At 70.5% G+C, this 24,504-nt stretch carries 23 protein-coding genes and 1 riboswitch; of the genes, 3 read left to right on the top strand and 20 right to left on the bottom strand.

What is annotated here, in order from left to right:
* Positions 1 to 77: 77 nt before the first annotated feature.
* Complete coding sequence (locus DFJ64_RS03150; protein ID WP_115849080.1) at positions 78 to 761, top strand: ACT domain-containing protein; 684 nt, start codon at positions 78 to 80, stop codon at positions 759 to 761.
* Between the two features lie 29 nt (positions 762 to 790).
* On the opposite strand, the gene DFJ64_RS03155 is transcribed toward DFJ64_RS03150, so the two are convergent.
* The 16 genes from DFJ64_RS03155 to DFJ64_RS03230 form a co-directional block, all read right to left on the bottom strand.
* On the bottom strand, positions 791 to 1,723 hold the full coding sequence (locus DFJ64_RS03155; RefSeq protein WP_211310472.1) for a transketolase family protein: 933 nt from the start codon (positions 1,721 to 1,723) through the stop codon (positions 791 to 793).
* Between the two features lie 59 nt (positions 1,724 to 1,782).
* Positions 1,783 to 2,493: a thiamine pyrophosphate-dependent enzyme gene (locus DFJ64_RS03160; RefSeq protein WP_115849081.1), complete on the bottom strand. Its 711-nt coding sequence runs from the start codon at positions 2,491 to 2,493 to the stop codon at positions 1,783 to 1,785.
* A gap of 120 nt (positions 2,494 to 2,613) precedes the next feature.
* Positions 2,614 to 3,873 (bottom strand): glucarate dehydratase family protein, encoded by a 1,260-nt coding sequence (locus DFJ64_RS03165; protein WP_115849082.1) that lies wholly within the window; start codon positions 3,871 to 3,873, stop codon positions 2,614 to 2,616.
* A complete protein-coding gene (locus DFJ64_RS03170) occupies positions 3,870 to 4,952 on the bottom strand; it encodes a 5-dehydro-4-deoxyglucarate dehydratase (RefSeq protein WP_115849083.1) in 1,083 nt (360 codons plus the stop codon). The genes DFJ64_RS03165 and DFJ64_RS03170 overlap by 4 nt, the downstream gene beginning before the upstream one ends.
* 93 nt (positions 4,953 to 5,045) lie before the next feature.
* Entirely contained in the window at positions 5,046 to 7,169 is a 2,124-nt protein-coding gene (ligA, locus tag DFJ64_RS03175) for an NAD-dependent DNA ligase LigA (protein ID WP_115849084.1), read from the bottom strand.
* A 114-nt stretch (positions 7,170 to 7,283) separates the two neighbouring features.
* Positions 7,284 to 8,366: a methionine synthase gene (locus tag DFJ64_RS03180; protein ID WP_342768092.1), complete on the bottom strand. Its 1,083-nt coding sequence runs from the start codon at positions 8,364 to 8,366 to the stop codon at positions 7,284 to 7,286.
* A gap of 100 nt (positions 8,367 to 8,466) precedes the next feature.
* Complete coding sequence (mnmA, locus tag DFJ64_RS03185) at positions 8,467 to 9,540, bottom strand: tRNA 2-thiouridine(34) synthase MnmA (protein ID WP_115849085.1); 1,074 nt, start codon at positions 9,538 to 9,540, stop codon at positions 8,467 to 8,469.
* The gene (locus DFJ64_RS03190) at positions 9,540 to 10,745 is read right to left on the bottom strand and encodes a cysteine desulfurase family protein (RefSeq protein WP_115851788.1); all 1,206 of its coding nucleotides are present in this window, start codon (positions 10,743 to 10,745) and stop codon (positions 9,540 to 9,542) included. Before DFJ64_RS03190 ends, mnmA begins: the two co-directional genes overlap by 1 nt.
* A 286-nt stretch (positions 10,746 to 11,031) precedes the next feature.
* Positions 11,032 to 11,838: a bifunctional hydroxymethylpyrimidine kinase/phosphomethylpyrimidine kinase gene (gene thiD / locus DFJ64_RS03195; protein ID WP_115849086.1), complete on the bottom strand. Its 807-nt coding sequence runs from the start codon at positions 11,836 to 11,838 to the stop codon at positions 11,032 to 11,034.
* Complete coding sequence (gene thiE, locus DFJ64_RS03200) at positions 11,801 to 12,538, bottom strand: thiamine phosphate synthase (RefSeq protein ID WP_115849087.1); 738 nt, start codon at positions 12,536 to 12,538, stop codon at positions 11,801 to 11,803. The genes thiD and thiE overlap by 38 nt, the downstream gene beginning before the upstream one ends.
* Before the next feature lie 2 nt (positions 12,539 to 12,540).
* On the bottom strand, positions 12,541 to 13,344 hold the full coding sequence (thiM, locus tag DFJ64_RS03205) for a hydroxyethylthiazole kinase (protein WP_115851789.1): 804 nt from the start codon (positions 13,342 to 13,344) through the stop codon (positions 12,541 to 12,543).
* A riboswitch (TPP riboswitch) is annotated at positions 13,336 to 13,443 on the bottom strand. (Overlaps the previous gene by 9 nt.)
* A 67-nt stretch (positions 13,444 to 13,510) precedes the next feature.
* Positions 13,511 to 14,476 (bottom strand): electron transfer flavoprotein subunit alpha/FixB family protein, encoded by a 966-nt coding sequence (locus DFJ64_RS03210; protein WP_115849088.1) that lies wholly within the window; start codon positions 14,474 to 14,476, stop codon positions 13,511 to 13,513.
* Between the two features lie 10 nt (positions 14,477 to 14,486).
* Positions 14,487 to 15,278 (bottom strand): electron transfer flavoprotein subunit beta/FixA family protein, encoded by a 792-nt coding sequence (locus DFJ64_RS03215; protein WP_115849089.1) that lies wholly within the window; start codon positions 15,276 to 15,278, stop codon positions 14,487 to 14,489.
* Positions 15,279 to 15,526: 248 nt separating this feature from the next.
* Positions 15,527 to 16,393 (bottom strand): sugar phosphate isomerase/epimerase family protein, encoded by an 867-nt coding sequence (locus DFJ64_RS03220; protein ID WP_115849090.1) that lies wholly within the window; start codon positions 16,391 to 16,393, stop codon positions 15,527 to 15,529.
* A 175-nt stretch (positions 16,394 to 16,568) separates the two neighbouring features.
* Positions 16,569 to 17,003, bottom strand: a complete 435-nt coding sequence (locus DFJ64_RS03225; RefSeq protein ID WP_115849091.1) for a hypothetical protein — start codon at positions 17,001 to 17,003, stop codon at positions 16,569 to 16,571.
* Between the two features lie 266 nt (positions 17,004 to 17,269).
* Positions 17,270 to 18,085: a M23 family metallopeptidase gene (locus DFJ64_RS03230; RefSeq protein ID WP_147304572.1), complete on the bottom strand. Its 816-nt coding sequence runs from the start codon at positions 18,083 to 18,085 to the stop codon at positions 17,270 to 17,272.
* A 775-nt stretch (positions 18,086 to 18,860) separates the two neighbouring features.
* Between DFJ64_RS03230 and DFJ64_RS03235 the strand changes: the two genes are divergently transcribed.
* Positions 18,861 to 19,340 (top strand): BlaI/MecI/CopY family transcriptional regulator, encoded by a 480-nt coding sequence (locus DFJ64_RS03235; RefSeq protein WP_115849093.1) that lies wholly within the window; start codon positions 18,861 to 18,863, stop codon positions 19,338 to 19,340.
* 37 nt (positions 19,341 to 19,377) lie between these two features.
* Here DFJ64_RS03235 and DFJ64_RS03240 read toward each other — a convergent pair whose 3' ends face one another.
* The 4 genes from DFJ64_RS03240 to DFJ64_RS03255 form a co-directional block, all read right to left on the bottom strand.
* Positions 19,378 to 20,079, bottom strand: a complete 702-nt coding sequence (locus DFJ64_RS03240) for an acyltransferase (RefSeq protein ID WP_115849094.1) — start codon at positions 20,077 to 20,079, stop codon at positions 19,378 to 19,380.
* Positions 20,080 to 20,206: 127 nt separating this feature from the next.
* The gene (locus DFJ64_RS03245; RefSeq protein WP_115849095.1) at positions 20,207 to 20,407 is read right to left on the bottom strand and encodes a cold-shock protein; all 201 of its coding nucleotides are present in this window, start codon (positions 20,405 to 20,407) and stop codon (positions 20,207 to 20,209) included.
* Positions 20,408 to 20,688: 281 nt separating this feature from the next.
* Positions 20,689 to 21,771 (bottom strand): class I SAM-dependent methyltransferase, encoded by a 1,083-nt coding sequence (locus tag DFJ64_RS03250; RefSeq protein WP_115849096.1) that lies wholly within the window; start codon positions 21,769 to 21,771, stop codon positions 20,689 to 20,691.
* A gap of 32 nt (positions 21,772 to 21,803) precedes the next feature.
* Positions 21,804 to 22,595, bottom strand: coding sequence for an enoyl-CoA hydratase/isomerase family protein (locus DFJ64_RS03255; RefSeq protein ID WP_115849097.1), 792 nt, complete (start codon positions 22,593 to 22,595; stop codon positions 21,804 to 21,806).
* 243 nt (positions 22,596 to 22,838) lie between these two features.
* Here DFJ64_RS03255 and DFJ64_RS03260 point away from each other — a divergent pair, with 243 nt between their 5' ends.
* Complete coding sequence (locus DFJ64_RS03260) at positions 22,839 to 24,491, top strand: MDR family MFS transporter (protein ID WP_115849098.1); 1,653 nt, start codon at positions 22,839 to 22,841, stop codon at positions 24,489 to 24,491.
* The last annotated feature ends 13 nt before the right edge of the window (positions 24,492 to 24,504 follow it).

Consider the following 24,504-nt stretch of genomic DNA (forward strand, 5'->3'; position numbering starts at 1 on the left):
AAATCGCCGGTCGCGTGCGCGCCCGGGAGGCGGACCAGGGCTGCCCCGCCGGAGGACTTTCGCGCGACAATCGCGTCGTGTACCTGCTCCGCGTCGTGCTCCCTGACCAACCGGGCGCCTTGGGCACGGTCGCCTCGGCCCTGGGCCACGCCGGTGCCGACATCGTCGCGGTCGACGTCGTCGCGCGTCAGCCCGACGGAACCGCCGTCGACGACTTCGTGGTCGAGCTACCCCTCGGCGGCCGGGCCGACTCGTTGGTGACCGCCTGTCAATCGGTGCCCGGCGTCCGCGTGACCTGGCTCTCGCGCTACGACTTCGGCGGCAAGCTCCGCCACGACCTCGAGGCCATCGAGGCGATGACCGAGCGGCCCGCCGAGGCCGACCGGGTCCTCGTCGAGCAGGTGCCGACCGTCTTCCGCGCCGACTGGGCGTTCCTCGTCAGCCGTGACGATGCGGAGAAGGCGGTCGTGCGGCACGCTACCCCCACCGCGCCGAAGCCGCCGGACGGCGACGCCTTCTGGCTGCCGTTGCACAGCCCGACCCGACTGGACATCCCCGACGAATGGGCGGACAAGGGGTGGCGCCACGTCGCGGCCGCCGCGGTCCCGGTCGGCGGCCCGAACCAATCGTTGGTCTTGGGCAGATCGGGCGGACCCGAGATCCTCGACTCGGAGCTGGCTCGGTTGGCTCACCTCGCCGCGCTCGCTCAGACGGTGACGAGCCTGTCCGCTGACGGTGACGAGCCGGGCGACAGCGCGTGAGCGGCTCGCGAGGAGCAGACACCGGCCGCTCAGGCGACCTGAACCGAGGAGCCGTCGAGGAAGTCGACGATCGAACGGCGCAGCCCCGCTGGGTCGAGGCCGTACAGCGCGTCGTGATCCTCCGGTGTGCCGTACCTCCGCAGCTCGATACGCCCGACGCCGAGCGGTAGCAACCGGTGCGGCCGGTCGACGAGAGCTTCCGCGACCAGCCGGGATGACGTGCCGGCCAAGTACGGCTCGACCAGCACCACGTCGACAACCCCCCGCGCGGTCACCTCGGCCAGCTGGCGAAGCCCGGCGAGATCGAAGGGGCGCACGGTGGCCGCGTAGGCGACGCTCACGTCCAGGTCGGCGGTGGCCCGCAGGACCGGGTCGAGCATGGGTCCCACCGCGACCACGACCGCCCGCTCACCGCGACGCACCACGTCGAGCGCGCCACTCGTGGCGGCGGGGCGGGCCTCGGCATTGCTCCGCGTGGAGAGCCGGATGTAGGCAGAGCGCGAGTCGCGCACCGCGCTCCGGAGGAGCTCGGCGACCTCGTCGGCGTGACCGGGCACGTGGATGGCCCAGCCCGGCAAGGTGTCGATGAGGGCCACGTCCCCCGGGGCCTGGTGGGTGCGACCACCCTCGGTCCAGTCGTAGGACGCGCCGACGCTGACGAGCACTGCACTGGCGTCCTGGTGGGAGAGGTCGAGCTTGATCTGCTCGAAGGAACGCTCGATCAGAAACGGCGCGTAGGAGTGGGCGATCGGCCGCATCCCCGTGAGCGCGAGCCCGCCCGCGACGCTGACCATGAGCGGTTCCCGGATCCCGACGTTGATCACGCGGTCAGGGTGCCGGCGAGCGGCGTCCTCGAACCGGTCCGTGGAGATGTCGGCCAGCACGACCGCCACCCGGCGGTCGGCATCCAGCAGCTCGCTGGCGACCGCCGCGAACGTCGTGCGCATGTCCGGTGTGGTCATCACGGCTCCTGTCCCTCTGTCTCGTGCGGCTGTGTCTCTTGCGGCCCGTCCCCGCGGCCTCACCCGAACTTCGGCTCCACGACAGCGACGACAACGTGGGGTTGACGCCGATCGGCTGACGTCACGGGAGCCAGGAGCGCGTCCTCGAGAGCGTCGTGATCGCGCCCGTCGACGGTGGCCGTCGTCCACCCGTTGACGCTGAAGCGGCTGGCGATCCCGCCCGGCCATCCGTGTGTCGCGGACTGGTTGTCCACCACGACGGTGGTGAGGTTTCCCAGTCCGACCGCTCCGGCGTACGCGATCGCCTCGTGGTTCGTGCCCTCGTCGAGCTCCGCGTCACCGACGAGGACGACGACCCGCGGGGAGGTCAGCCCTTGGGCTCGCAGGCCGAGGGCCATGCCCACCCCGAGCGGCAGCCCATGCCCGAGGGAGCCTGAGGAGATCTCGACACCTGGGATCAGGACTCGGTCGGGGTGGTACCCGAGCGCTGAGTCGAGCGCGCCGAACCGCGGCAGCCACTCGGTGGGGAAGAAGCCCTTCGCGGCGAGCACGGCGTAGTACGCCATCGGGCCATGCCCCTTGGACAGCAGGAAGCGGTCCCGGGTCGGGTCGTCGATGGTCGCGGGAGAGACGCGAAGCACCCGGTCGTACAAGACCCACAAGACGTCCAAGGTCGAGGTGGCGCTCGCGTCGTGCTTCTCGTCCCCCGTCATCATCGTGAGGAGCCGAGGAAGGTCGGCGTAGTCCAAGCCGAGTTCACTCGTCGTCATGCCTCGAGGCTGGCACGCGCAGCAAGCCGGCGGATCGGTCGCGTGACGAGACTCGAGTCCGACCTTCGGCCTAGGACGCTCGACCAAGAGAACGTGCGGCGCAGCGACGCCGACGCGTCGTCACCACGACCCCCGGGGCGGTGCGAAGTCCGGACGGACCGTGCGCATGTAACCCGCGTCGTCACGGCGGCGGATGCCACACCGCAGGTAGGTGTCGTGGAGGTGGGCCAACGCGTCGTGGTCGAGCTCCACGCCAAGGCCGGGCCCCTCGGGCACCGGCACGCTCCCGTCCACGAACCGGAGCGCTCCGGGTTGGACGACGTCGTCGACCGTCCACGGATAGTGCGTGTCACAGGCGTACGCCAAGGCCGGTGTCGCGGCCGCCAGGTGCACCATCGCGGCGAGGCTGATCCCCAGGTGGGTGTTGGAGTGCATCGACAGCCCGATCCCGAACGTCTGGCACATCGTCGCGAGGGCCTGGCAGAGGCGAAGCCCGCCCCAGTAGTGGTGGTCGCACAGCAGGACGTCGATCGCGTCGCGCTTCACCGCCTCCGGCAGATGTTCGAAAGCGACGACGCACATGTTCGTGGCGAGTGGCACGCGGGTGGTGCGGGCGACGTCGGCCATGCCGGCGATGCCCGGTGTGGGGTCCTCCAGGTACTCGAGGACGCCGTCCAGCTCCGCCGCGACCCAACGCGAGGTTTCGACCGTCCACGCGGCGTTCGGGTCCAGGCGCAACGGATGGTCGGGAAAGGCCTTTCGCAGCGCGCGGATCGCGGTGACTTCCTGCTCGGGTGGGAAGACACCGCCCTTGAGCTTGATCGACCGGAAACCGTACCGCTCCACCATGGCGCGTGCCTGCGCGACGACTCCATCCGGGTCCAGCGCCGGACCGAAGGCATCCGGCGGCTCCCCCGGATGTCCGCCCCACTTGTAGAACAGGTATGCCGCGAACGGCACCGTGTCGCGTGCGGGCCCGCCCAGGAGGTCGACGACCCGAACCCCGAGCGCCTTGCCTTGTGCGTCCAGGCACGCCACCTCGAACGGCGCGTACGCGGACAGCACCGCGCGCGACTGGGAGGCCTCCCCGGTGAGCCGGTCGGGATCCCGCGCGGCGACGCCGGAGACGACGGCTTCCACGGTGGCGCGAATGCCGTTGAGGTCGAACACCGACCTCCCGACGAGCGTGGGGGCGATCGCCCGGAGTCGCGCGAGCACGCTGTCGTCGCCGTACGTCTCACCGAGGCCGACCACTCCGTCGTCGCACACCACCTGGATGACGCTGCGCAGGGCGTAGGGCTGGTGCACGCCGGCGGCGTTGAGCAACGGTGGATCGCGAAAGGCGACCGGTGTCACCACGACATCGCGGATGATGGTCATGCGCTCCCCCTCGGTGTCTCACGACTCCCGACCGGCACGCTCCCGATCGGCGTGCCTCCGATCGGCGTGCTTCCGGCCGCCAGGGCGGCGAGCTCCGCGCGGGCGGTGGAGAGGAGCTCGCTCAGCTTGTCCACGTGCGCGGGATCGGGATCGACCAACGGTGGCCGCACACCGCCGACCGGCAGCCCGGCGAGCCGCGCGCCCGCCTTGACGAGCGCGACGGCGTATCCCGGCACCTGGTCACGGAGGTCGGCGAAGGGCAAATAGAAGACCCGCAGCAGCGTCTGGACCGTGCCCTCGTCGCCTGTGACGAGCGCCCGGTAGAACGCCTGCGCGAGGTCAGGCGCGAAGTTGTGCACCGCCGAGGAGTAGTGCTCCACGCCGATCGCGCGATAGGCGGCGGCGCTGATCTCGGCTGTCGGCATGCCGTTGAGGAAGTGGAACGTCGCCGCCTTCGGGTGACCGCTCGTGCGAACAGTGGTGACCAGCCGCTGTAAGGCGTCGACGTCCCCACGCCCGTCCTTGAGCCCCACCACGGTGGGGATGTCGAGCAGATCGCTCACCACCGGTGGCGGGAAGACCGCGGTCGACCGCTGGTACACGATCACCGGAAGGTCCGCTCCCGCTGCCGCGAAGCGGACGTACCCCAGCAGGCCGGCGGTGGTCGACGTCACGAGATAGGGCGGGAACAGCAGGACACCGTCCGCGCCGCAGGCCGCGGCCTGGGCGACGAGCTCCCGCGCGAGTCCCGCGCCGCCGCCCGCGCCGGCGACCACGGGCACCCGACCGTCCACCACCTCGACGGCCGTCGTCACGACGTCGCGATGCTCCCGAGGCGTCAGCGCCGGCAGCTCCCCCGTCCCGCAGGCCACGAAGACCGCCGCCGCCCCGGCCGAGACCTGCTGCTCCACGTGGACGCGTAGGACGTCGAGGTCCACCCGGTCTGCGGAGTCGAACGGCGTGAGCGGGAAGGACAACGGTCCGGCGGCGAATGTCACGACGTGCACACCGGGACCGTAGCGGCGAGCGGACGCGAGCAGGCTCGTCGTCTCACGCCCCTCGCTGCCAGGTGCGGCCATGTGGACGCGTGCACCGTCATGACGGTCAGGCATGCAGGACGGTCAGGCATGACGGCCAGGTGAGTGCCACGGCGTCCGGCCGGCTGGGCCCCGCTACGCCTCGGTCACGACATGCGCGCGGGCCGCGTCAGGTCCTTGCTCCAGCAGCACACGGAAACCGGCCTCGTCGAGGATCGGGATACCGAGGCTGCGCGCCTTGTCGTACTTCGACCCGGGCTTGTCACCGACGACGACGAAGCTGGTCTTCTTCGAGACCGAGCTCGACGCCTTTCCGCCACGGCTGGTGATCGCCTCGGTGGCCTCGTCCCGCGAGAAGCCTTCCAGGCTTCCGGTGACCACGACGGTGACCCCTTCGAGCGGACGCGGTCCTTCGTCGGTCCGGTCCTGGAAGCGGACGCCCGCGCGGCGCCACTTCTCCACGATGTCGCGATGCCAGTCGACGCTGAACCAGTCCTTGATCGAGGCCGCGATCGTGGGGCCGACGCCGTCCACCTCGGCCAGCTCCTCCTCCGACGCTGCCGCGATCCGGTCGAGGTCCCCGAACGCGCGGGCCAAGGCCTGCGCCGCGGTGGGACCGACGTGTCGGATCGACAGCGCCACGAGGACTCGCCACAGCGGCCGGGACTTGGCCTCCTCGAGGTTGTCCAGCAGTCGCCGAGCGTTGGCCGACAAGTCACCCGACTTGGTGGTGAAGAACTCCGACTGGGCAAGGCGCTCGGGCGTGAGGAAGAACAGGTCGCCCTCGTCGCGGATGAGTCCCTCCTGGAGCAGCGCCGTGCCGGCCTGGTAGCCGAGCACCTCGATGTCGAGGGCTCCCCGACCGGCCAGGTGGAACAACCGCTCACGGAGCTGCGCCGGACACGACCGGGTGTTGGGGCAGCGCAGGTCGACGTCGCTCTCCTTCTCGGGGCGTAGCTCGCTGCCGCACTCCGGGCAGTGGGTCGGCATGACGAACTCACGCTCGGTGCCGTCCCTGAGGTCGACGACCGGACCCACGATCTCAGGAATCACGTCGCCAGCCTTGCGCAGCACCACGGTGTCGCCGATCAAGACACCCTTGCGCTTGATCTCTTGGGCGTTGTGCAGCGTGGCGAACTCGACGGTGGAGCCGGCGACCCTCGTCGGCTCCATCACCCCATACGGCGTCACCCGCCCGGTGCGGCCGACGTTGACCCGAATGTCGAGAAGCTTGGTGTTCACCTCCTCGGGAGGGAACTTGTAGGCGATCGCCCACCGGGGCGCGCGTGCGGTCGAGCCCAGCTGGCGCTGCAGCGAAATCTGGTCGACCTTGATCACCACGCCGTCGATCTCGTGGTCGAGCTGGTGACGACGGTCGCTGTACTCGCGGGCGTAGGCGTCGACCTCGTCGAGAGTCCGACAGACGGTGACGTGCTCGCTGACCGGAATGCCCCAGGAGCGCAGGGCGGCGTAGGCCTCGGAGAGTCGGGTCGGCTGCCAGCCCTCCACGCGACCCAAGCCGTGCGCCACGAAGCGGAGAGGCCGTTGCGCGGTGACGCGAGGGTCCTTCTGCCGCAGGGACCCCGCCGCGGAGTTGCGCGGGTTGGCGAACGGCGGCTTGCCGGACTCGACGAGGCGCGCGTTGAGCTCCTCGAAGTCGCGCACCCGGAAGTAGACCTCGCCGCGGACCTCGAGCACCGACGGAACCGGCGGGTGGTCCGACCCGGCGGTCAGCCGGTGCGGCACGTCGCGGATGGTGCGCACGTTGAGCGTGACGTCCTCGCCGGTGCGCCCGTCCCCCCGGGTGGCCGCGCGAACCAGCCGACCGCCCTCGTAGACGAGGTCGACGGCCAACCCGTCGACCTTGAGCTCGCAGAGGAACTCCGCCTCGGCGCCGACCTCACGTTCGACTCGGGCAGCCCACGCGCGTACCTCATCACGGTCGAAGGCGTTGTCGAGCGACATCATGCGCTCGAGGTGCTCGACGGGGGCGAACTCCGTCGACCACGTGCCGCCCACCCGCTGGGTGGGCGAGTCGGGCGTGCGCAGCTGCGGGTAGGCCTCCTCGAGCGCGATGAGCTCCTGCCGCAACGCGTCGTACTCCGCGTCGGAGATCGTCGGACGGTCGAGCACGTAGTACCGGTAGTCGTGCTCTTCGATCTCCTGGACCAAGGCGGCGTGCCGCTCTTGCGCCTCGGCGGGAGCGGTCGCGACCTGCGTGCCGGGTTCCTCGCGGGGCACGGCGTTGGACTCGCTCATAGCTGCGAAGGGTACCGCCGCACCACCGACAGCACCGGTCCACGTGGCGGCCACCCGGAGGGAGGGCCGGGGTGAGGAACTGCCGAGCGGACGGGCGTGGTCGGCCCCGACGTGTCACGAGCGCTCGTCGTCGGGCGCGGTGGCGCTGTCCGGGCGGTCGTCCAGATGCGCGGCGACCTTGCGGACCAGAGTGAGGACGGTCCGCGTCCAGGCCGGCTCGGCTCCCGCGAGGCCGCAGGACGGCGTGACCACACACCCGCGAGCGGCGGTCTCCTCCGGAAACCCGAGCGTGCGCCAGAAACGCAGAACCGCCCGAGTCACCTCAAGGTCGGACGGCCCTCGCGGACCCTCCCGCGAGGGCTTCGTCGACGCGTCCTCAGGGCCGGGGACGGCGGGTACCGCTCCCACGAACAGCGTCACGCCCTGCTCGACCGCCGCCGCGAGCGCCTCGACATCCGCGTCACGGACCCGCGCCATGTCGAACGACAGGCCACGAGCCCCTCCGCGGACCAGCAACTCGAACGGGACCTCGGACCCGCAGCAATGCACGATCGGGATCGCCCCCTGTGCGTCGGCGGCGCTGACCACCTCGCGCACGAGCGCCTCCGCCTCGGGGTTGTCGACGGACCGGTAGCGGGAGAAGCCGGAGGGCGTCGGTATGGCTCCACTGAGCACGGCCGGCAGAGACGGCTCGTCCACTTGCAGCACGAGGCTGGCGCCCGGGACACGTCGGCGCACGTCCGCCAGGTGCTCGGTGAGTCCCTCCGCCAGGGACTGCGCGAGGTCACGTCGCGCGCCGTGGTCACCGAGGACTCGACCACCGCGCGGAAGCTCCACCGAGGCGGCGAGCGTCCAGGGCCCCGCGACCTGGACCTTCAGCGGGCCGGTGTAGCCCTGGGTCAGCTCCTCCAACGCGTCGAGGTCTTGGCCGAGCGTCGACCGAGCCCGCCGTTGGTCACGTCCCGGTGCGGCCGTGAGCCGCCAGCCGGCTGGCTGAAGGTCAACGCCCAGACCGACCAGCAAGGCGCACGACCGACCGACCATGTCCGCACCGGGTCCACGCGTCGGCAGCTCAGGTAGATGCGGAAGGTCGGGAAGCTCGCCGAGGACGACCCTCGTGGCCTCCATCGGATCGGTATACGGCAGCGAGCCCACCCCGCTCGCCGTTCCAGGTCCCCAGGGAAGCTCCACATCCACGGAGCACACCCTACGGCTGGTGTCACCGCGTCCTCGTCGGTACGCCTGTCAAGAACAGCACCGACTCGCGCGAGGGCGACGCCCGCCGGCGCCCGGCGCGTCAGGCCGCGGTGCGGGCGATGGTCGCCGAACCGATCACGCGGCTCCCGTCGTACAAGACGACAGCCTGCCCGGGCGCGACGCCGAAGGCGGGCTCCTCCAACTCGACGGTGAGCACGTCGCCGTCGACCCAGGCCCGGGCCGGCAGCGCCTCCGCGTGGGCCCGGATCTGCGCGTGGCAGGACACCACACCCTCCGGCGCAGGCCCGCACCAGCGTGGCCGGGTGCCCTCGATGGTGGCGACCCGCAGTCGCTCCCGTCGCCCCACCGTGACCGTGCGGGTGACCGGCTCGATGGACAGCACGTAGCGTGGCTTGCCGTCAGGCGCGGGCCGATCCAGACCGAGGCCGCGCCGCTGTCCCACGGTGAACGCGAAGCTCGACTTCCGGCGGGCGAGGACGGTGCCGTCCTCGTCCACGACCGTGGCGGGCCGCTCCCCGAGCTGACGAGCCAGGAACCCGGCCGTGTCACCGTCGGCCACGAAGCAGATGTCGTGGCTGTCGGGCTTGTCGGCCACCGCGAGCCCGCGAGCCGCGGCCTCGGCGCGCACCTCGGACTTCAGGGAATCCCCGAGCGGAAACATCGCGTGCGCGAGCTGCTCGGCGGTGAGCACCCCGAGCACGTAGGACTGGTCCTTGTCAGGATCGACCGCCCGGTGCAGCTCACGGCCGTGCGGGCCGTCGACCAGCCGGGCGTAGTGCCCGGTGCAGACGGCGTCGAAGCCGAGCGCGAGCGCCCGTTCGAGCACGGCCGCGAACTTGATCTTCTCGTTGCAGCGCAGGCACGGGTTCGGCGTACGGCCGGCGGCGTACTCGTCCACGAAGTCCTGGACGACGTCGGCGTGGAAACGGTCGGCGAGATCCCAGACGTAGAAGGGGATGCCGAGCACGTCCGCGGCGCGGCGGGCGTCGCGCGCGTCCTCGAGCGTGCAGCAGCCTCGGGCGCCGCTGCGATAGGACGCGGGGTTGCGGGACAGCGCGAGATGGACGCCGGTGACCTCGTGACCAGCGTCGACCGCTCGGGCGGCGGCCACCGCCGAGTCCACCCCGCCCGACATGGCGGCGAGTACCCGCATCAGCCCGACCCTCCGGCGACGGCGTTGACCAGCCCGGCGGCGCGTGCCCGCTCCACGACCGGCCCGATCGCCTCGCCGAGCGCCTCGACGTCGGAGCGGGTCGAGGTGTGACCGAGGCTGAACCGCAGCGAGCCGCGGGCCCGCGCCTCGTCCTGACCCATCGCGAGCAGGACGTGGCTCGGCTCCGCGACACCGGCCGAGCAAGCCGATCCCGTGGAGCACTCGATCCCTCGAGCGTCGAGCAGCAGCAAGAGCGAGTCGCCTTCACAGCCGACGAACGAGAAGTGGGCGTTGCCGGGCAGTCGGCGGCTCAGCTCGAACGACGGGTCACCGTTGAGCGTGGCGTCCGGCACCGCGGCCAGAACGCGTTCGACGAGCTCGTCGCGCAGCTGGCTCAGCCGGGCCGCGAGCTCGGGCTGGCGCTGGGTGGCGACCCGCACCGCCGCCGCGAAGCCGGCGATCGCGGGGACGTCGAGGGTGCCCGACCGTACCTCGCGTTCCTGCCCGCCGCCGTGCAGCAACGGTGTGAGAGTGATCTCCCTGCGGACCACGAGCGCGCCGACCCCGACCGGCCCGCCCAGCTTGTGGCCGGTCACCGTCATGGCGTCGACACCGGACGAGGCGAAGTCGACCGGCAGCTGGCCGACCGCCTGAACCGCGTCGGTGTGGACCGGAATGTCGAACTCGCGGGCGAGCGCCGCGAGCTCGCTGACCGGTTGGACGGTCCCGACCTCGTTGTTGGCCCACATGACCGTCAGCAACGCGACCGAGGCGGGATCCCGCTCGATGGTGGCGCGGACCGCCTCCACGTCCACGCGCCCCACGCTGTCGACGGGCAGCCACTCGACCTGCGCGCCGCACGAGCTCCCCAACCACGCGGCGGCGTCGAGGACCGCGTGGTGCTCGACGGCACTGACCAGGACGCGGCGACGGCGTGGATCGGCGGCGTTCCGGGCCCAGTACAGCCCTTTCACCGCCAGATTGTCCGCCTCCGTCCCGCCACTCGTGAAGATCACTTCAGACGGTCGAGCGCCCAGCGCCTCCGCGATCGTCTCCCGCGACTCCTCGACGACGCGGCGCGCGGCGCGGCCGGACGCGTGCAGCGAGGAGGCGTTCCCGACCGCGGGCAGGTGAGCGGTGACCGCCGCGACGGCCTCGGGAAGCATCGGCGTGGTCGCGGCGTGGTCGAGATAGACGGTGCTCATCGTCTCCCCAGCGTAGTGTCTCGCTCCTCCAGCGCCGTCGGCGAAGCCGCCACGCCGCGGCCACTGCGGAACGATCACCACGACGAGATCGCGCGGCGGGCACTCACACGGCGTCTTTCACCCCGCGTCCTTCACCCGGCGCCACCACTCCGGGCCATACCCGGACATGGGGTCGCCCTCGCCTCGCCGCGCCGTCAGCAGCTTTCGACTCGACCATCCGTCCCGGCCCACAGCACCTCGCGCGAGCGCGGCACAGCACGGTGGTCCCCATCGACCCGAGCTGACGTCATCGCCACCAGGCGTGGAAGTGGTGGACGGGGCCGTGGCCGCTGCCGACCTTCACCGCGTCGGCGGCGCGCAGGGACTGGGTGACGTACCGCTTGGCGTCCTCGATCGCGCTGAGCCAGTCCGGCCGGCGCGGGCGGAGCGCGGCGATCGCCGAGGACAGCGTGCACCCGGTGCCGTGGGTGTGGGTGGTGTCGACGCGAGGAGCACGCAGCCAACGGGACACGTCGCCGTCGACGTAGTAGTCGGCGGACTCCGCCGACTCGACCCGGTGCCCGCCCTTCAGCAGGACCCGCGCGACGCCGAGCTCACGGAGCGCGTCCGCCTGCCGGATGATCTCCTCATCCTCGCGCGCCGGCTCTGTCTCGAGCAGGGCGGCGGCCTCCGGCAGGTTGGGGGTCACGAGGTCGGCCAACGGCAGGAGGCGGTCTCGCAGGTCGCGCACCGCGCTCGCGTCGAGCAGCCGGTCGCCACTCGTCGCGACCATCACCGGGTCCAGGACCACGGAGGGCGGACGGTGCCGTTCAAGGAAGTCCGCGACGGTGTTGACGACCTCGGCGTTGGCCAGCATGCCGATCTTGACGGCGTCGACGCTGACGTCCGCGACGAGCGTCTCGAGCTGTTGGGTGATGAACGCCGTCGGCACGACGTGCACCCCGGTGACGCCATGGGTGTTCTGCGCCGTCAGCGCCACGAGCACAGCGGTTCCGTAGGCGCCGAGAGCTGAGAACGTCTTCAGGTCCGCCTGGATGCCGGCACCGCCGGACGGGTCACTGGTCGCGATGGTCAGGGCGATCGGAGGATTCATCACGCGCTCCCTCGAGAAAGGCGTCGCGCAACGTGCGCGCCGCCGCCATCGGATCGGGCTGACCGCAGATCGCGCTCACGACGGCGACACCAGCGGCCCCAACGGCTCGCACCGCCCCCGCCGACGAGGCGTCGATGCCGCCGATCGCCACACACGGCAGCGGCGCCGCGGCGCAGACCTCGGCGAGGCCACGCAGCCCGATCGGCGTTCCGGCGTCGGGCTTCGTCTGCTGGGCGAAGACCGGACCGACGCCGAGGTAGTCCACGGCCGCGAGCTCGTCGCGGAGTCGGAGGGTGGCGGGGCCACTCCGGTGGGGTTCGTCGTGACCACCACCGTCGTCCTCGTACAGATCGGCGACGTCGTGGACCGACAGGCCAACGTAGGCGTCCGGTCCCACGATCTCGCGCGCCGCCGGCGCGGGAAGGTCCCTCTGCCCCACGTGGACGCCATCCGCGCCGACAGCCCTCGCGACGTCGGCGCGGTCGTTGATGAGCAACGGGATGCCCAAGCCGGACAACGCCTCACGCAGCCGAAGGCCGAGCTCCACCAGCTCCCGCGCGCTGGCGTTCGGGTCACGAAGCTGGACCACCGTCACCCCACCGGCCACAGCGGCAGTCACCGTGTCCACGACACCGCGCGCCCCACACAGCCGGGTGTCGGTGACGAGGTAGACGGACAGATCAAGCGGTGGCGCGGACATTGTCAATGGATCCTTGCCGCGCGTCGGATCGTCGCCGCGTCGACCGCGTGGAGCTGGTCCACCAGCGCCACCGCGAAGGAACCAGGTCGGGTCGCCCCCGACGCCTCCGCCTCCTCGCCCGCCACGGTGAGGACGACGGTGGCGGACGTCGCGGCCAGCAAGGGGTCGTCGACGACGGCGAGGAATCCCGCCACCAGCGCGCCGAGCACACACCCCGCGCCGGAGACTTTCGACAACAGAGCGTGACCGTTGGCCACTCGGACGGTCCGCTGGCCGTCGGTCAGGTAATCGACCGGACCACTCACCGCGACCGTGGTGCCGTGCTTGCCGGCAAGTGCTCGCGCGGCATCACCCGCGTCGTCAGGTGACGCATCGGAGTCCACGCCCTTGCCACCGAAGCGTCCGGTGAGCGCGAGCACCTCGGATGGATTGCCGCGCACGACGGTCGGCGCCCAGATGTCGAGCAGCTCCGCGGCCAGCGCCGCGCGATAGGGAAGGGCTCCCGCGGCGACCGGGTCGAGCACCCACCGACCACCGATGTCGCGCCGAGCTCGCACAGCGGCACGCATTCCTTCGGCGGTGGCGTGGGTGACCGTGCCGATGTTGACGAGGACCCCGGCTGCGGCTCTCGCCAGATCGCCGGCGTCTGGTCCGTCCACCATCGCGGGCGAAGCACCCACCGCCAACAACGCGTTGGCGGTCAGCGGAGCGGCGACGATGTTGGTGAGACAGTGAACGAGTGGCTGCTCGGCCCTCAGTCGCTCGAGCGCGTCGGCGACGTGGTCGGCCGTGAGAGTGGTCGGCATCTGCGACGTCCCTTCGCCAGCATGACCTGGATCAGGTTCGACGGGTTTGATCTCAGCCCCAGTCCCACGGCGGAGCCTGGGACACCCCGCGTCACATCACTGCCGACCGTACCCGAAAGGCGATCTCAACGCGAGCGGGCCAGGATCCAGACTGTGCCGACGGATGTCAGCCACGGCGACGGCGGATCTCCTCGATGGCCTGGGGCAGGACTTTGTGGAGATCGCCCACGACGCCGAAGTCGGCCATCTCGAAGATCGGTGCTTCGGGATCCTTGTTCACCACGACCACGGTGCGCGAGGTCTGCATACCGGCGCGATGCTGGATCGCTCCGGAGATACCGGCCGCGATGTACAGCTGCGGCGACACCGTCTTGCCCGTCTGGCCGACTTGGTACGCGTGGGGGTACCAGCCCGCGTCGACCGCCGCTCGGGACGCGCCCACCGCCCCGCCCAGCACGTCGGCGAGCTCCTCGATGAGAGCGAAGCCCTCGGCAGATCCGACCCCGCGACCCCCGGCGACCACGATCGACGCCTCCGTGAGCTCGGGACGGCCGGTCTGGGCGCGCGGCGACCGTTCGACGATCCGTGCCGCCTTCGCCGCCTCCGAGACCGTGACCTCGACCTTCTCCTCGACCGGTTGCGCGGGCGCCGGCTCCGGCGTGGTGGCGTTCGGCTTGACGGTGATGATCGGCGTGCCCTTGGTCACCGCCGCGCGCACGGTGTAGGTGCCGGCGAACACGGACTGCGTCGTCACCGGGATGCCGTCCTCGCCAGGCTCCACGTCGACCGCGTCGGTCACCAGCCCCGACTCGAGCTTGATCGCCAGCCGACCCGCCACCTCCTTGCCTTCGGAGTCGGAGGGCAGGAGGATCGCGACCGGTTGAGCTCGCTCGGCGAGCTGGGCGAGCGCCTCAGCCTTGGGAGCGACGAGGTAGTCGGAGAGCTCCGGCTGCTCCAGCAGATAGACCTTCTGGGCGCCGAACGCGGCGAGGGTGCTCGTGGCCTGCTCGTACCCGGCACCGATGAAGACGGCGGACGGCTCGCCGAGCCGGCGAGCGATGGTCAGCAGCTCGGTGGTGGTCTTGCGGACGGTCCCGTTGACGTGGTCGACCAGGACGAGGACTTCGCTCATGGCACTTCCCTCACACGAACTTCTGCTCGGCCAAGAACGCGACGAGCGCCCGTCCGCCGTCGCCGTCGTCGGTGACGACGGTTCCCTTCTGTCGGGCCGGTCGCCGCTCGAACGACCGGACCGTCGACCAGGCGGCGGACAACCCGACCTCGTGCGCGTCGATGCCGAGGTCGGCGAGGCTCCAGGTCTCCAGCGGCTTCTTCTTCGCCGCCATGATCCCCTTGAAGGACGGGTACCGCGGCTCGTTGGCTTGGTCGGTGACCGAGACCACCGCGGGCAGTGGTGCCTCGATCGTCTCGGTGGCCGTCTCGCCGTCCCGTCGAACGCGCACGGTGCCGTCGCTGACCTCGACCGCCGCGGCGAACGTCACCTGGGGAAGGCCCAGACGCTCGGCGAGCATCGCGGGGACGACCGACATCCCGCCGTCCGTCGACGCCATACCGCACAGGACCAGGTCGACCGGTGAGGTCTCGCGGATCTTCGTCACCGCACGGGCGAGGACCAAGGACGTGGCGATCGCGTCGGAGCCGTGGATGGCGTCGTCGGACACCACCACGCCGCGGTCGGCGCCCATCTGCAAGGCCTTCTTGACTGCGGTAGCCGCGTCCGACGGACCGACGGTCACGGCGGTGATCTCGCCGCCGTGCGCTTCGACCAAGCTGAGGGCCGCCTCGATCGCGTGCTCGTCCAGCTCGCTGAGGACGCCCGCGACGTTGGCTCGGTCGACGGTGTTGTCCGCAGGATCGAAGGTGCGGTCGGCGGCCGCGTCCGGCACGTACTTGACACAGACGACGATGTGCATGTGGCGTCCGGCTCCTCCCTCGCTCGTCGGTCGGCGACCCGGCTCGCTGGGTCGGCTCGCGCTCCCAGCCTGCCAGGCGCGCGAGCCTCATGGGGCCAGGATGCCGACCCGACCCAGGCATGACGCTACTCGCGAGTAGCCTCGTTCGCCACTGCCGGACAGGTGTCTTTCCCGAGGCGGCCCGCCTCGGGAGCCCGCGGCCGACGGACCCGGCTCCCGAGGCCTGACGAGCGGCCCGCTCCGAGGCCTTAGAGGACGGCTCGCAGCGCCTCCGCCGTTCGCGCCACGGCGTCCCGAACCGGAAGCTCGCGCAGCTCGGCGTTGAACGGCTCCACCTTGACCGGTCCGGCGTACCCGATGTCGCGCAACGCACCGACGAAGCTGGCCAGGTCGATGACACCGGTCGCCCCGGGCAGCATCCGCGACAAGTCCTGTTGCTCGTCGCGCTCCAGACCGGCCGGAGCGTCGTTGAGGTCGACCGAGATGACCTGGCTGGCGGAGAGTTGCCGAATGTCGTCGGCGGTCTCGCCGGAGGTGTACCAGTGGAAGCTGTCGAGGATCACGCCGACATTGGAGCTGCCGACCGCGGCGAGCAGCTCGCGCACCTCAGCGAGGGTGTGCACGAACGGGTAGCGCTCGGTCGACCACATCGTCTTGGGGCCGACGTACTCCAGGCCGAACCGGATCCCGGCGGCGGCGAGCACCTCGTCCACGAGCGCCACCCGCTCGACCCAGCGAGCGAAGTTGCGGCGGTAGGTCAGGGTGTCGCTCATCGGTCGGATCCACGTTCCCGCGCGCGTGACACCCGCCGCGGCGAGCGTCGCGGCGTGCGCCTCGAGCTCGACCAGCTGCTTGGCGAACGTCGCGGCTTCGGCGCTGAGGTCGACCGGCACGCCGGCCACCCCCCAGCGCAGCCCACGGTCCGCGAGCTGGTCCGGCAGCTTGGCGAGCTCCTGCTCCGACAGCGTCCGCAGGTGCCGCAGGTCGGGTTCGACGGCGTCGAACCCGAACTCCGTGGCCAAGTCCACGACGGTCGAGAAGCCTGGGTCGAAGCCGAGCGCGCCCAGGCTGAGGCTGGTGAAGAACGTGCTGGTCGTGGAGCCTGTCTCGGCCACTGGTCGGTCCCTTCCTCGTGGTCAGCGGGTGTCGCGGCTGCGGCGGGTCGCCCGGCCGCGTCCGCGCCTAGCTTGGTCGGGCAGCAGTGTCGCGCACAAGCCAACCTCGGTACGGCGGCGAATCTCACGTCCGCCGGGCCGAAACTGGACCGCGCTCACGCCGAGGCGACTCAGGTCACGGGCGGATCAACCGTTCGAGGACGCGGCCCGCAACGAGGTAGACACCGGCAGCGATCCCCCAGTTGACGAGCACCTGCCGAACCTCGTCGTCGAACGTGAAGACGTCGGAGAACGGACCGACGAACTGAGCGCCGAGGGAGAGGACGCCCGAGACGATCTCGTTCCGCTCGTTCGCGCCGAGAGCGGTCAGGACCGCGCCGAGCGCGAGCACGAGGGCGGCGAGGACGGCCGCCGTGAGGACGGCTGTCGCGATCAGGTCCCTGAGCCGGTGAGTCACGGTGACGGCGGCACGCCACACTCCGCCGTCGCGGACATGGCGATGCTCGGCGACCGAGGTGGACGGCGTGGGCGCGGGTTGGACCGCCGTCGCACTTCCCGCAGCCGCCGTGCCGGTGTCGCCGCCTCTGGTGATGTTCGCCTCGTCCGCCATGGCCACTCCCTCCACGACGAGATCGAGGTTACGGCGGCGAGGCCGCGTGTGTCACACCGTGCGTGCCTGGGTGCGCTTACCTGGGTGACCGACGGTGGAACGGCACGGTGGCGGTGTGAGGCACACCCGCGGCTTCGACCCACGCTCGCGCTTCGACTGACGGTGTCGACCGTCGGGCGCCAGAGGGACCGGAAAGCACGGCAGTCGAACTGGGCCGGGCCCGAGATCGGGCCCGGCCCGGAGCGCTCACGAAGATCGCTACCCGGTCATGGGTCGAGCCCCTTGTCGGCCAGCCACGCGAAGGGGTCGATCGCGGAGTTCAGCCCACCACCGTTCGGCCGGACCTCCAGGTGCAGGTGCGGGCCGGTGACGTTCCCGGTCGCGCCCACGTACCCGATCACCGTGCCGGGTTCGACGGTCCCCGACGTCCGCTCGAACCCGGACATGTGGGCGTACAGCGTCACGGTGCCGTCGGGGTGGCGGACGAGGATCCGATTGCCGTACGCACCCTCCCAGCCGGCAGCGATGATCTCACCGCGGCCCACGGCACGGATGGGTGTGCCGCTGTCGGCCGCGAAGTCGAGTCCGTGGTGGTACGACGCCCACCTGTTGCCGCTCTGCCCGAACCGCCCCGTGAGGACGTACGACTCGATCGGCAGGACCCACTCGGGGTTGCTCCTCTCCCGGGCGGCCCGCTCCTCGGCGGCCTCACGAGCCTCCTCCTGCTCGGCGGTCTCGTCCTCCGGCCCGGCCTCCTTGCTCTGCTCGGTCTCCTTGTTCGGCTCGGCTTCCTTCTCCGGCTGGGCTGCCTTCGTCGCCTCGGCCTTTCGCGCCTCGGCCTTCGTCGTGGTGGCGGACTCCTCATCCCGGCCGGTCTTCTGCTCGACGCCCTCGGAGGACGGGCGGTCGGCCTTCTCCGGGTCCGCGTCGGCACGCTGAGCGGTGGTCTCCTTCGGCGCAGGCGGATCCTGCTTCGTGGTCCCCTCTGCCGGCGTCTGCTTCGCGTCGTCGGACTCCGCAGCGATCCGCTCCTTCGCCGATGTGGCGGAAAGCGCGGTGGTGGTCGACGCGCTCCTCGTCATCACGGCAACACTGGCGATCGCGACAATCCCCACCAAGGCGAAAGCGCCGACCAAGACCGTCAAAGGAATCGCGCGCCAGCGCCGATTGTGCAGCGTACGGACGATCTGCCGGAAATCCCTCAAAGCGTTTACCTCGAGATCTCGACGGCACACCCGTTCGCACACCAAGCGGCCAAAAGCCCTGTCCACGGAGCAGGCCCATGGCGGACGACACGCCGGCGGCGCCGAACGTCACCACATCGCGGCCCGCCATGTCGAACGAGCAGCCGTGCCCACACGCGGGCGGAGGGTCACCCGGGACAACCGCGATTCACGACCGCCGCGGCGGCGGGCGCCCTGACGGACAAGGGATTTATGACCATGTCGGTGGGTGCACCACGATCGACCCACCTGAGCCGACCGCACCGACTTGGTCGGTCGACAGTCCTAACAAAAGACCTTCGTCCCTTGCCAGCGCGGCTCGAAGCGATTTCTACGATCGAGACTCGTAGTTGCGTCAAGGTCAGCTTGCATCTAGGGTCGACGGACGTGTCACGACGGTCCGGACACTGATCGGCGCGGTCAGCAACAATGACGCGCCTGACCTTGACCAAAGGCGAGGCGTCGAACGTCCCACTATGGAGAGTTGTCCAAATCCGTACAGCAGTACGGCCGGGCGGAATGCGCCTACGATGATCCGTAGGACCACCTCACCATCAGGTGATACACATCACATTCCGTTCAGCGTCCGATCAGCACCCCGGAACGGCCAGACGCCCACACCGAGGAACGTGCAATGCCCAGATTCGGTGAGCTCGAAGAGCAGGTCATGATGCGCCTGTGGGCCGCCGACCGCCCGCTGCTGGTCCGCGAGGTCCGGCAGGCACTGCTTCCCGAGCGGGATCTGGCGCATACGACGGTCATGACCGTCTTGGACAAGCTGTACCGGAAGGGCTGGTTACGCCGGGAAACGAGCGGCCGGGCGTATGCCTACTCGCCGATCATGTCGCGAGAGTCGTACACCGCGACGCTCATGCACGAGGCGTGGGCCGCGGCCGAGAATCCAGCCGCCGCGCTGGTCTACTTCATCGAGACCATGACGAGTGACCAGCTCGACGCGCTGCGCGACGCGTTGCGCATCGTGCCGCTCGCGCGTCGCGACGGCTCCGACGCCACCAGCGACTCGCCGAGCTCGGCGGATCAGGCGGAACCGCGAACCGAGCGTCCGCTGGCTCACGACAGCACGGGCCAACCAGCGGTCGGCCCTGGCCGCTGAGCAGCCAGCCACGGCGTCGGCCCCCGAGCGACACGGCTCACGACACCGCCCCGCGCGCCCGTCGCGCCGCCTCCTCCGCGCCACGGGCCAGTCCGGCCAGGTAGGCCCGACGCGCGGCCTGCGCGTCGTAGGCGTCCCGACGGTTCTTCACGACGCGGGCTGGCACACCGGCGACCACGGCGTGGTCAGGCACCTCACCACGCACCACCGCGTGAGCGCCGACGACGACGCCGGTTCCGATCGTGGATCCGCGCAGTACCGTCGACCGGACACCCAACCAACAGTCTGGGCCGATCCGGACCGGACTCTTGACCAGCCCTTGGTCCTTGATGGGCCGGTCGAGGTCCGTCGTCACGTGGTCGAAGTCACAGATGTAGGTCCAGTCGGCGAGCAAGCAGGCGGCGCCGATCTCGACGTCGAGGTAGCAGTTGATCGTCACGTCCCGACCCAGGACGCACTTGTCCCCGATCCGCAGCGTGCCCTCGTGGGCGTTCAGCCGCGTGCCGTCACCCAGGTGGACGAAGCGCCCGAGGATGAGACGGCCGTAGCCGGGTCGGACTCGGACGTCGACATTCTTGCCGAGGAAGACCAGACCCTCGGTGATGACGTGGGGATGGCGGATCTTCAGGACGAGGAACCGCCAGTACCGCAGCAGGTAGGACGGGGTGAAGGCACGGTTGCGCAGGACCCACCGCAGACTCGCCCAGCTCAGGAACCGGGTCTGCCTGCGCCGTCGCACAAGGTCGACCCTAGCGCCGGCAGTGGCTCACACGGCTGCGCTCACCGCGAGCATCGCGCACGTGTCGCGTGAGGACCGCAGGTGGGTGGTGCGGGCTCCTCGGCCCGCACCACGCGTCGGCGACGTCCTAGAGAGCGCGGACGTTCTCCGCCTGCGGGCCCTTCGGGCCCTGCACGACGTCGAACTCCACTCGCTGCGCCTCGTCCAGGGAGCGGTAGCCGTCCGCGATGATCGCGGAGAAGTGGACGAAGACGTCCTGACCGCCGTCGACGGAGATGAAGCCGTAGCCCTTGTCAGCGTTGAACCACTTGACGGTTCCCTGCGCCATGGTGTGATTCCCCTCGCGGAGACGTTCGTGCGATGCCCGAACCTCACGAGCACCGAGTCGCCACGGGGCAAGCCCCGTGTGTCGATTCCCGCGGAAAGAGCTCATGGCGACAGGCGGACACGTGCCCGCGATGCGCGCAACCACTCTGACGCGCGTTGTGTCGAAACGACGAACGACCGCCTGGACGGTACCACGGTCGCGGAGCCCACGCCCGCGCGCATCGGAAGACTCCCGAGCTCGGCGACCGTGAGACGTCGGCGACGGTGGCTGGCTCGCCGCCGTCACGTCGCAGTGGCCGGACGCCGGCCAGTGATCGAGACGTTGTAGTAGAGCTCGTCAGGGACGATGGCCGCGAGCGCGCGGTCGAGGGCGGACAGCATGAGCCAGGTTCGGTAGGCGAAGGTCGCCCACCGGAGCCCGAGACGGTCGGGGTTGACCGCGTGTTCGAACGTCCGCACCGGCCACCCGAACCACGCGGCGGTGAGCTCCTCCGTGGTCGTCGACACGTCGACCGCACCCGCGCGGATCGCCGTACGTGCGAGCGTGTCCGGGTCGAACGTGTGCAGGTCGACGACCGCCTCCAAGGCGGCCGCACGCGACGACTCGTCGAGCTCCTCTCGCGGTCGTGCCCACCGGTCGCGTAGGAACGGCAGCTGGGTCACCCGCGTGCTGAGCCACCAGGTGGCACGGGACAGCCGTCGAGCCACGAAATCGCCGTAACGCGTCGGCTCGCCACAGATCACGAACCGGCCGCCGGGCTTCAGGACGCGCAGCATCTCGGTGAACGCGTTCTCCACGTCCGGGATGTGGTGCAAGACGGCGTGCCCGACGACCAGGTCGAACGTCCCGTCGTCGTACGGCAACCGCTCCGCATCGGCGACCCGACCCTCGATCTCGAATCCCAGCCGACGAGCGTTCTCCTTGCTCGCCTCCACCATGCCCGGCGACAGGTCCGTGACATGCACCTGGTCGATGACGCCGGCCTGCTTGAGGTTGAGGCTGAAGAAGCCCGTTCCGCAGCCCACCTCCAGGGCCGTGGGATACGGCCAACCGCCGGCACCGGCGACGGCGACGAAGCGGTCCCGGGCGTAGGCGATACAGCGTTCGTCGAACGAGATCGACCACTTGTCGTCGTAGGTCTGGGCTTCCCAGTCGTGGTAGAGCCGGTTCGCCAGCTTCGGGTCCGACCATGCCGCCTCCACCTCGTCGGCGGTGGGATGCGGGCGGGGCGTGTGCTCCAGCGGCCTGGTGACGCTGCGTCCGCCCGATGAGCGTCCCTCCAGCGAGCCTTCCTCTGGCGAGCCCTTCGCGGGCGACCCACTCTGCGGCGAGATCGACGCGGAAACGCTGTCGGACTGAGACATCGGTGACCCTTCGAGGTGGCTGGCGGGCGTGGTCAGCGGCCGGTGAACCGGGGCTGCGACTTGGTGACGAAAGCCTTCATCCCGATCTCGCGGTCCTGCGTCGCGAACAAGGCGGCGAAGGCCTGTCGCTCGATCTCCAACCCTGTCGCGAGGTCGACGTCGAGACCACGGTCGATCGCGTTCTTGGCGGCTCGCAGCGCACATCGTGGGCCGTCGACGAACTGCGCGGCCCACCGGCGGGCGGCCTGGTACACCGCCTCGCCTGGCTCGTGCGGATCGACGTCGACGACCTCGTCGACGAGTCCCATGGCCAGCGCCTCCCTGGCGTCGACCATGCGGCCGGTGAAGATGAGGTCCTTCGCTTTCGCCGGACCGATGAGCCTGGCGAGCCGCTGGGTTCCACCTGCCCCGGGAATGATCCCCAGCTTGATCTCGGGCTGTCCGAGGACGGCCGTGCTGGCCGCGATCCGGCGGTCCGCGGTGAGGGCGAGCTCGCAGCCGCCGCCGAGCGCGTACCCGGTGACCGCCGCGACGACCGGCTTGGGGATCCGCGCCACCGCGTCGAACGCGGTACTGAGCTGACGGGACCGGAGCTCCATGTCGGCGAACGACATGGTGGCCATCTCCTTGACGTCAGCGCCGGCGGCGAACACCTTCTCCCCGCCGTAGAGCACGACCGCGGCGATGTCCTCGCGTTCCGACACCTCGCCCGCCGCCGCCCGGAGCTCGTCCTGCATCGCGGTATCGAGCGCGTTCATCGGGGGCCGATCGAGCCGGATCGTGGCGACCCCCTCGTCGACGGTCAGACGTACGGACGCACCCACACGGCACCTCCTCCAGGTGACCGGAACCGGCACCGCGAGCCTACAAGAACGCGCGCCCAGCGGCGGCCGTCCACGACCGGCTGACGCCACTGCTCACCTGATGAGCGCGATCCCTCCCGATCGCGGGCCGCCGCATATCCTCATCAGCACAACATCAGACGACCGGACCACCTGGCTGGCGGATCGGACCGAGACAACCGAGAGCCAGATTGACGACCGAGAGACAGGAGTGAGTGACACCGGATGACGGGCTCAGATCCGCACCCGACGGAGGTGACCGAGACCGACCCTCCAGCCTTCAGCCACCGCGAGATCCTGCGCATCATCTGGGCCCTGCTGCTGTGTCTGTTCGTTTCATCACTGTCACAGACAGTGATCGCCACCGCGTTGCCCACCATCGTCGGTGACCTCGGTGGACAGGACCAGCTCGCGTGGGTCGCCAGCGCCGCGCTCCTCACCACCACCGTGTCGACGCCCTTGTGGGGCAAGGTCTCCGACCTGTACGGCCGCAAGCCGCTCATGCAGGTCGCGGTCTGGATGTTCGTCCTGACCTCAGTGGGGGCCGGCCTCGCCACGAACATGGGCGGTCTCGTCGCCGCCCGCGCGGCACAGGGCGTCGCCATCGGCGGCGTCCTGGCCATGTCGCAGGCGATCATGGCCGACGTGGTGAGCCCTCGAGAGCGGGGCCGCTACTCCGGCTACCTCGGCGCGTCGTTCGGCGTGTCCACCGTCGCCGGACCGCTCATCGGCGGTTTCCTCGTCGACGGCCCAGGGTGGCGTTGGTGCTTCTACGTCGGGCTGCCCATCGCCGTGGTGGCATCCGTGGTCTTGGAGCGGACACTCCGGCTCCCCGCCGTCCGTCGCCAGACTCCCATCGACTGGTTGGGCGCGACATTCCTCACCGCGTCGGCCAGCTCGCTGCTGCTCGTGCTCTCCCTCGCCGGGAACGTGTTCGCGTGGCTGTCGTGGTGGACAGCGGTCCTGGGAGCGGTGTTCGTGGTGACGCTCGTCGGTGCCGTGGTCGTCGAGCGTCGCGCCGCCGAGCCGATCCTGCCGCCCAGGCTCTTCAAGAACCCCACCTTCTGCCTGACCGGCGTGGCCGGCTTCTTCGTCGGCTTCGCGATGTTCGGGGTCATGATCTACCTGCCGCAGTACCTTCAGGTGGTGCGCGGGAAGAGCCCCACGGAGTCGGGTCTGCTCACCCTTCCGCTCGTGTTCGGCATGCTCGTGGTCGGCCTGCTCTGCGGCCGGGCGATCACCCGCTGGGGACGCTGGAAGATCTTCCCGCTCGTCGGGCTGGTGCTGGTGGCGATCGGCTCCGCGCTGCTGTCCACCCTCGACTCCGAGACCAACCTCGTCGCTCTCTGCGTCTACATGCTGCTCTTCGGCTCGGGTCTGGGCTTCACCCAGCAGGTCCTGGTTCTCGCCGTGCAGAACACCTGCGAACGCCGTGACCTGGGCATCGCCACATCGGCGGCGACCTTCTTCCGCTCCCTGGGTGGGGCCGTCGGCGTGGCCTTGTTCGGCGCGATCCTGTCGGCACGGATCACCTCGGCCATCCCCTCGCTGCTCGCCGAGCGCGGAGCCACGGTGCCGTCGTCCGACTCGTCTCCCCGACTGGGCACGCCCTCGGAGATCGCTGCCCTGCCGGAACCCCTCCGCTCGGCGATCCGTGAGGGGTTCACCCTGGGCCTGGACACGATCTACCTCCTTCTCGTGCCGCTGGTGCTGCTGGCGTTCCTCGCCGTCCTCGCGGTCAAGGAGGTACCGCTCCGAGGGCCGGGTCCGGTTCCGGTCCCCGACGTGACCTCAGTGCGTACGCAACCGACGCCGAAGCGTGGATCCTGGTCTTCACAACCAGGCCAGGATCCAGGGCGGGTCCCGACCGAGCACTAGCGCGGGCGGAGGG

The organism is Thermasporomyces composti, from assembly GCF_003386795.1.
Lineage (GTDB): Bacteria > Actinomycetota > Actinomycetes > Propionibacteriales > Actinopolymorphaceae > Thermasporomyces > Thermasporomyces composti.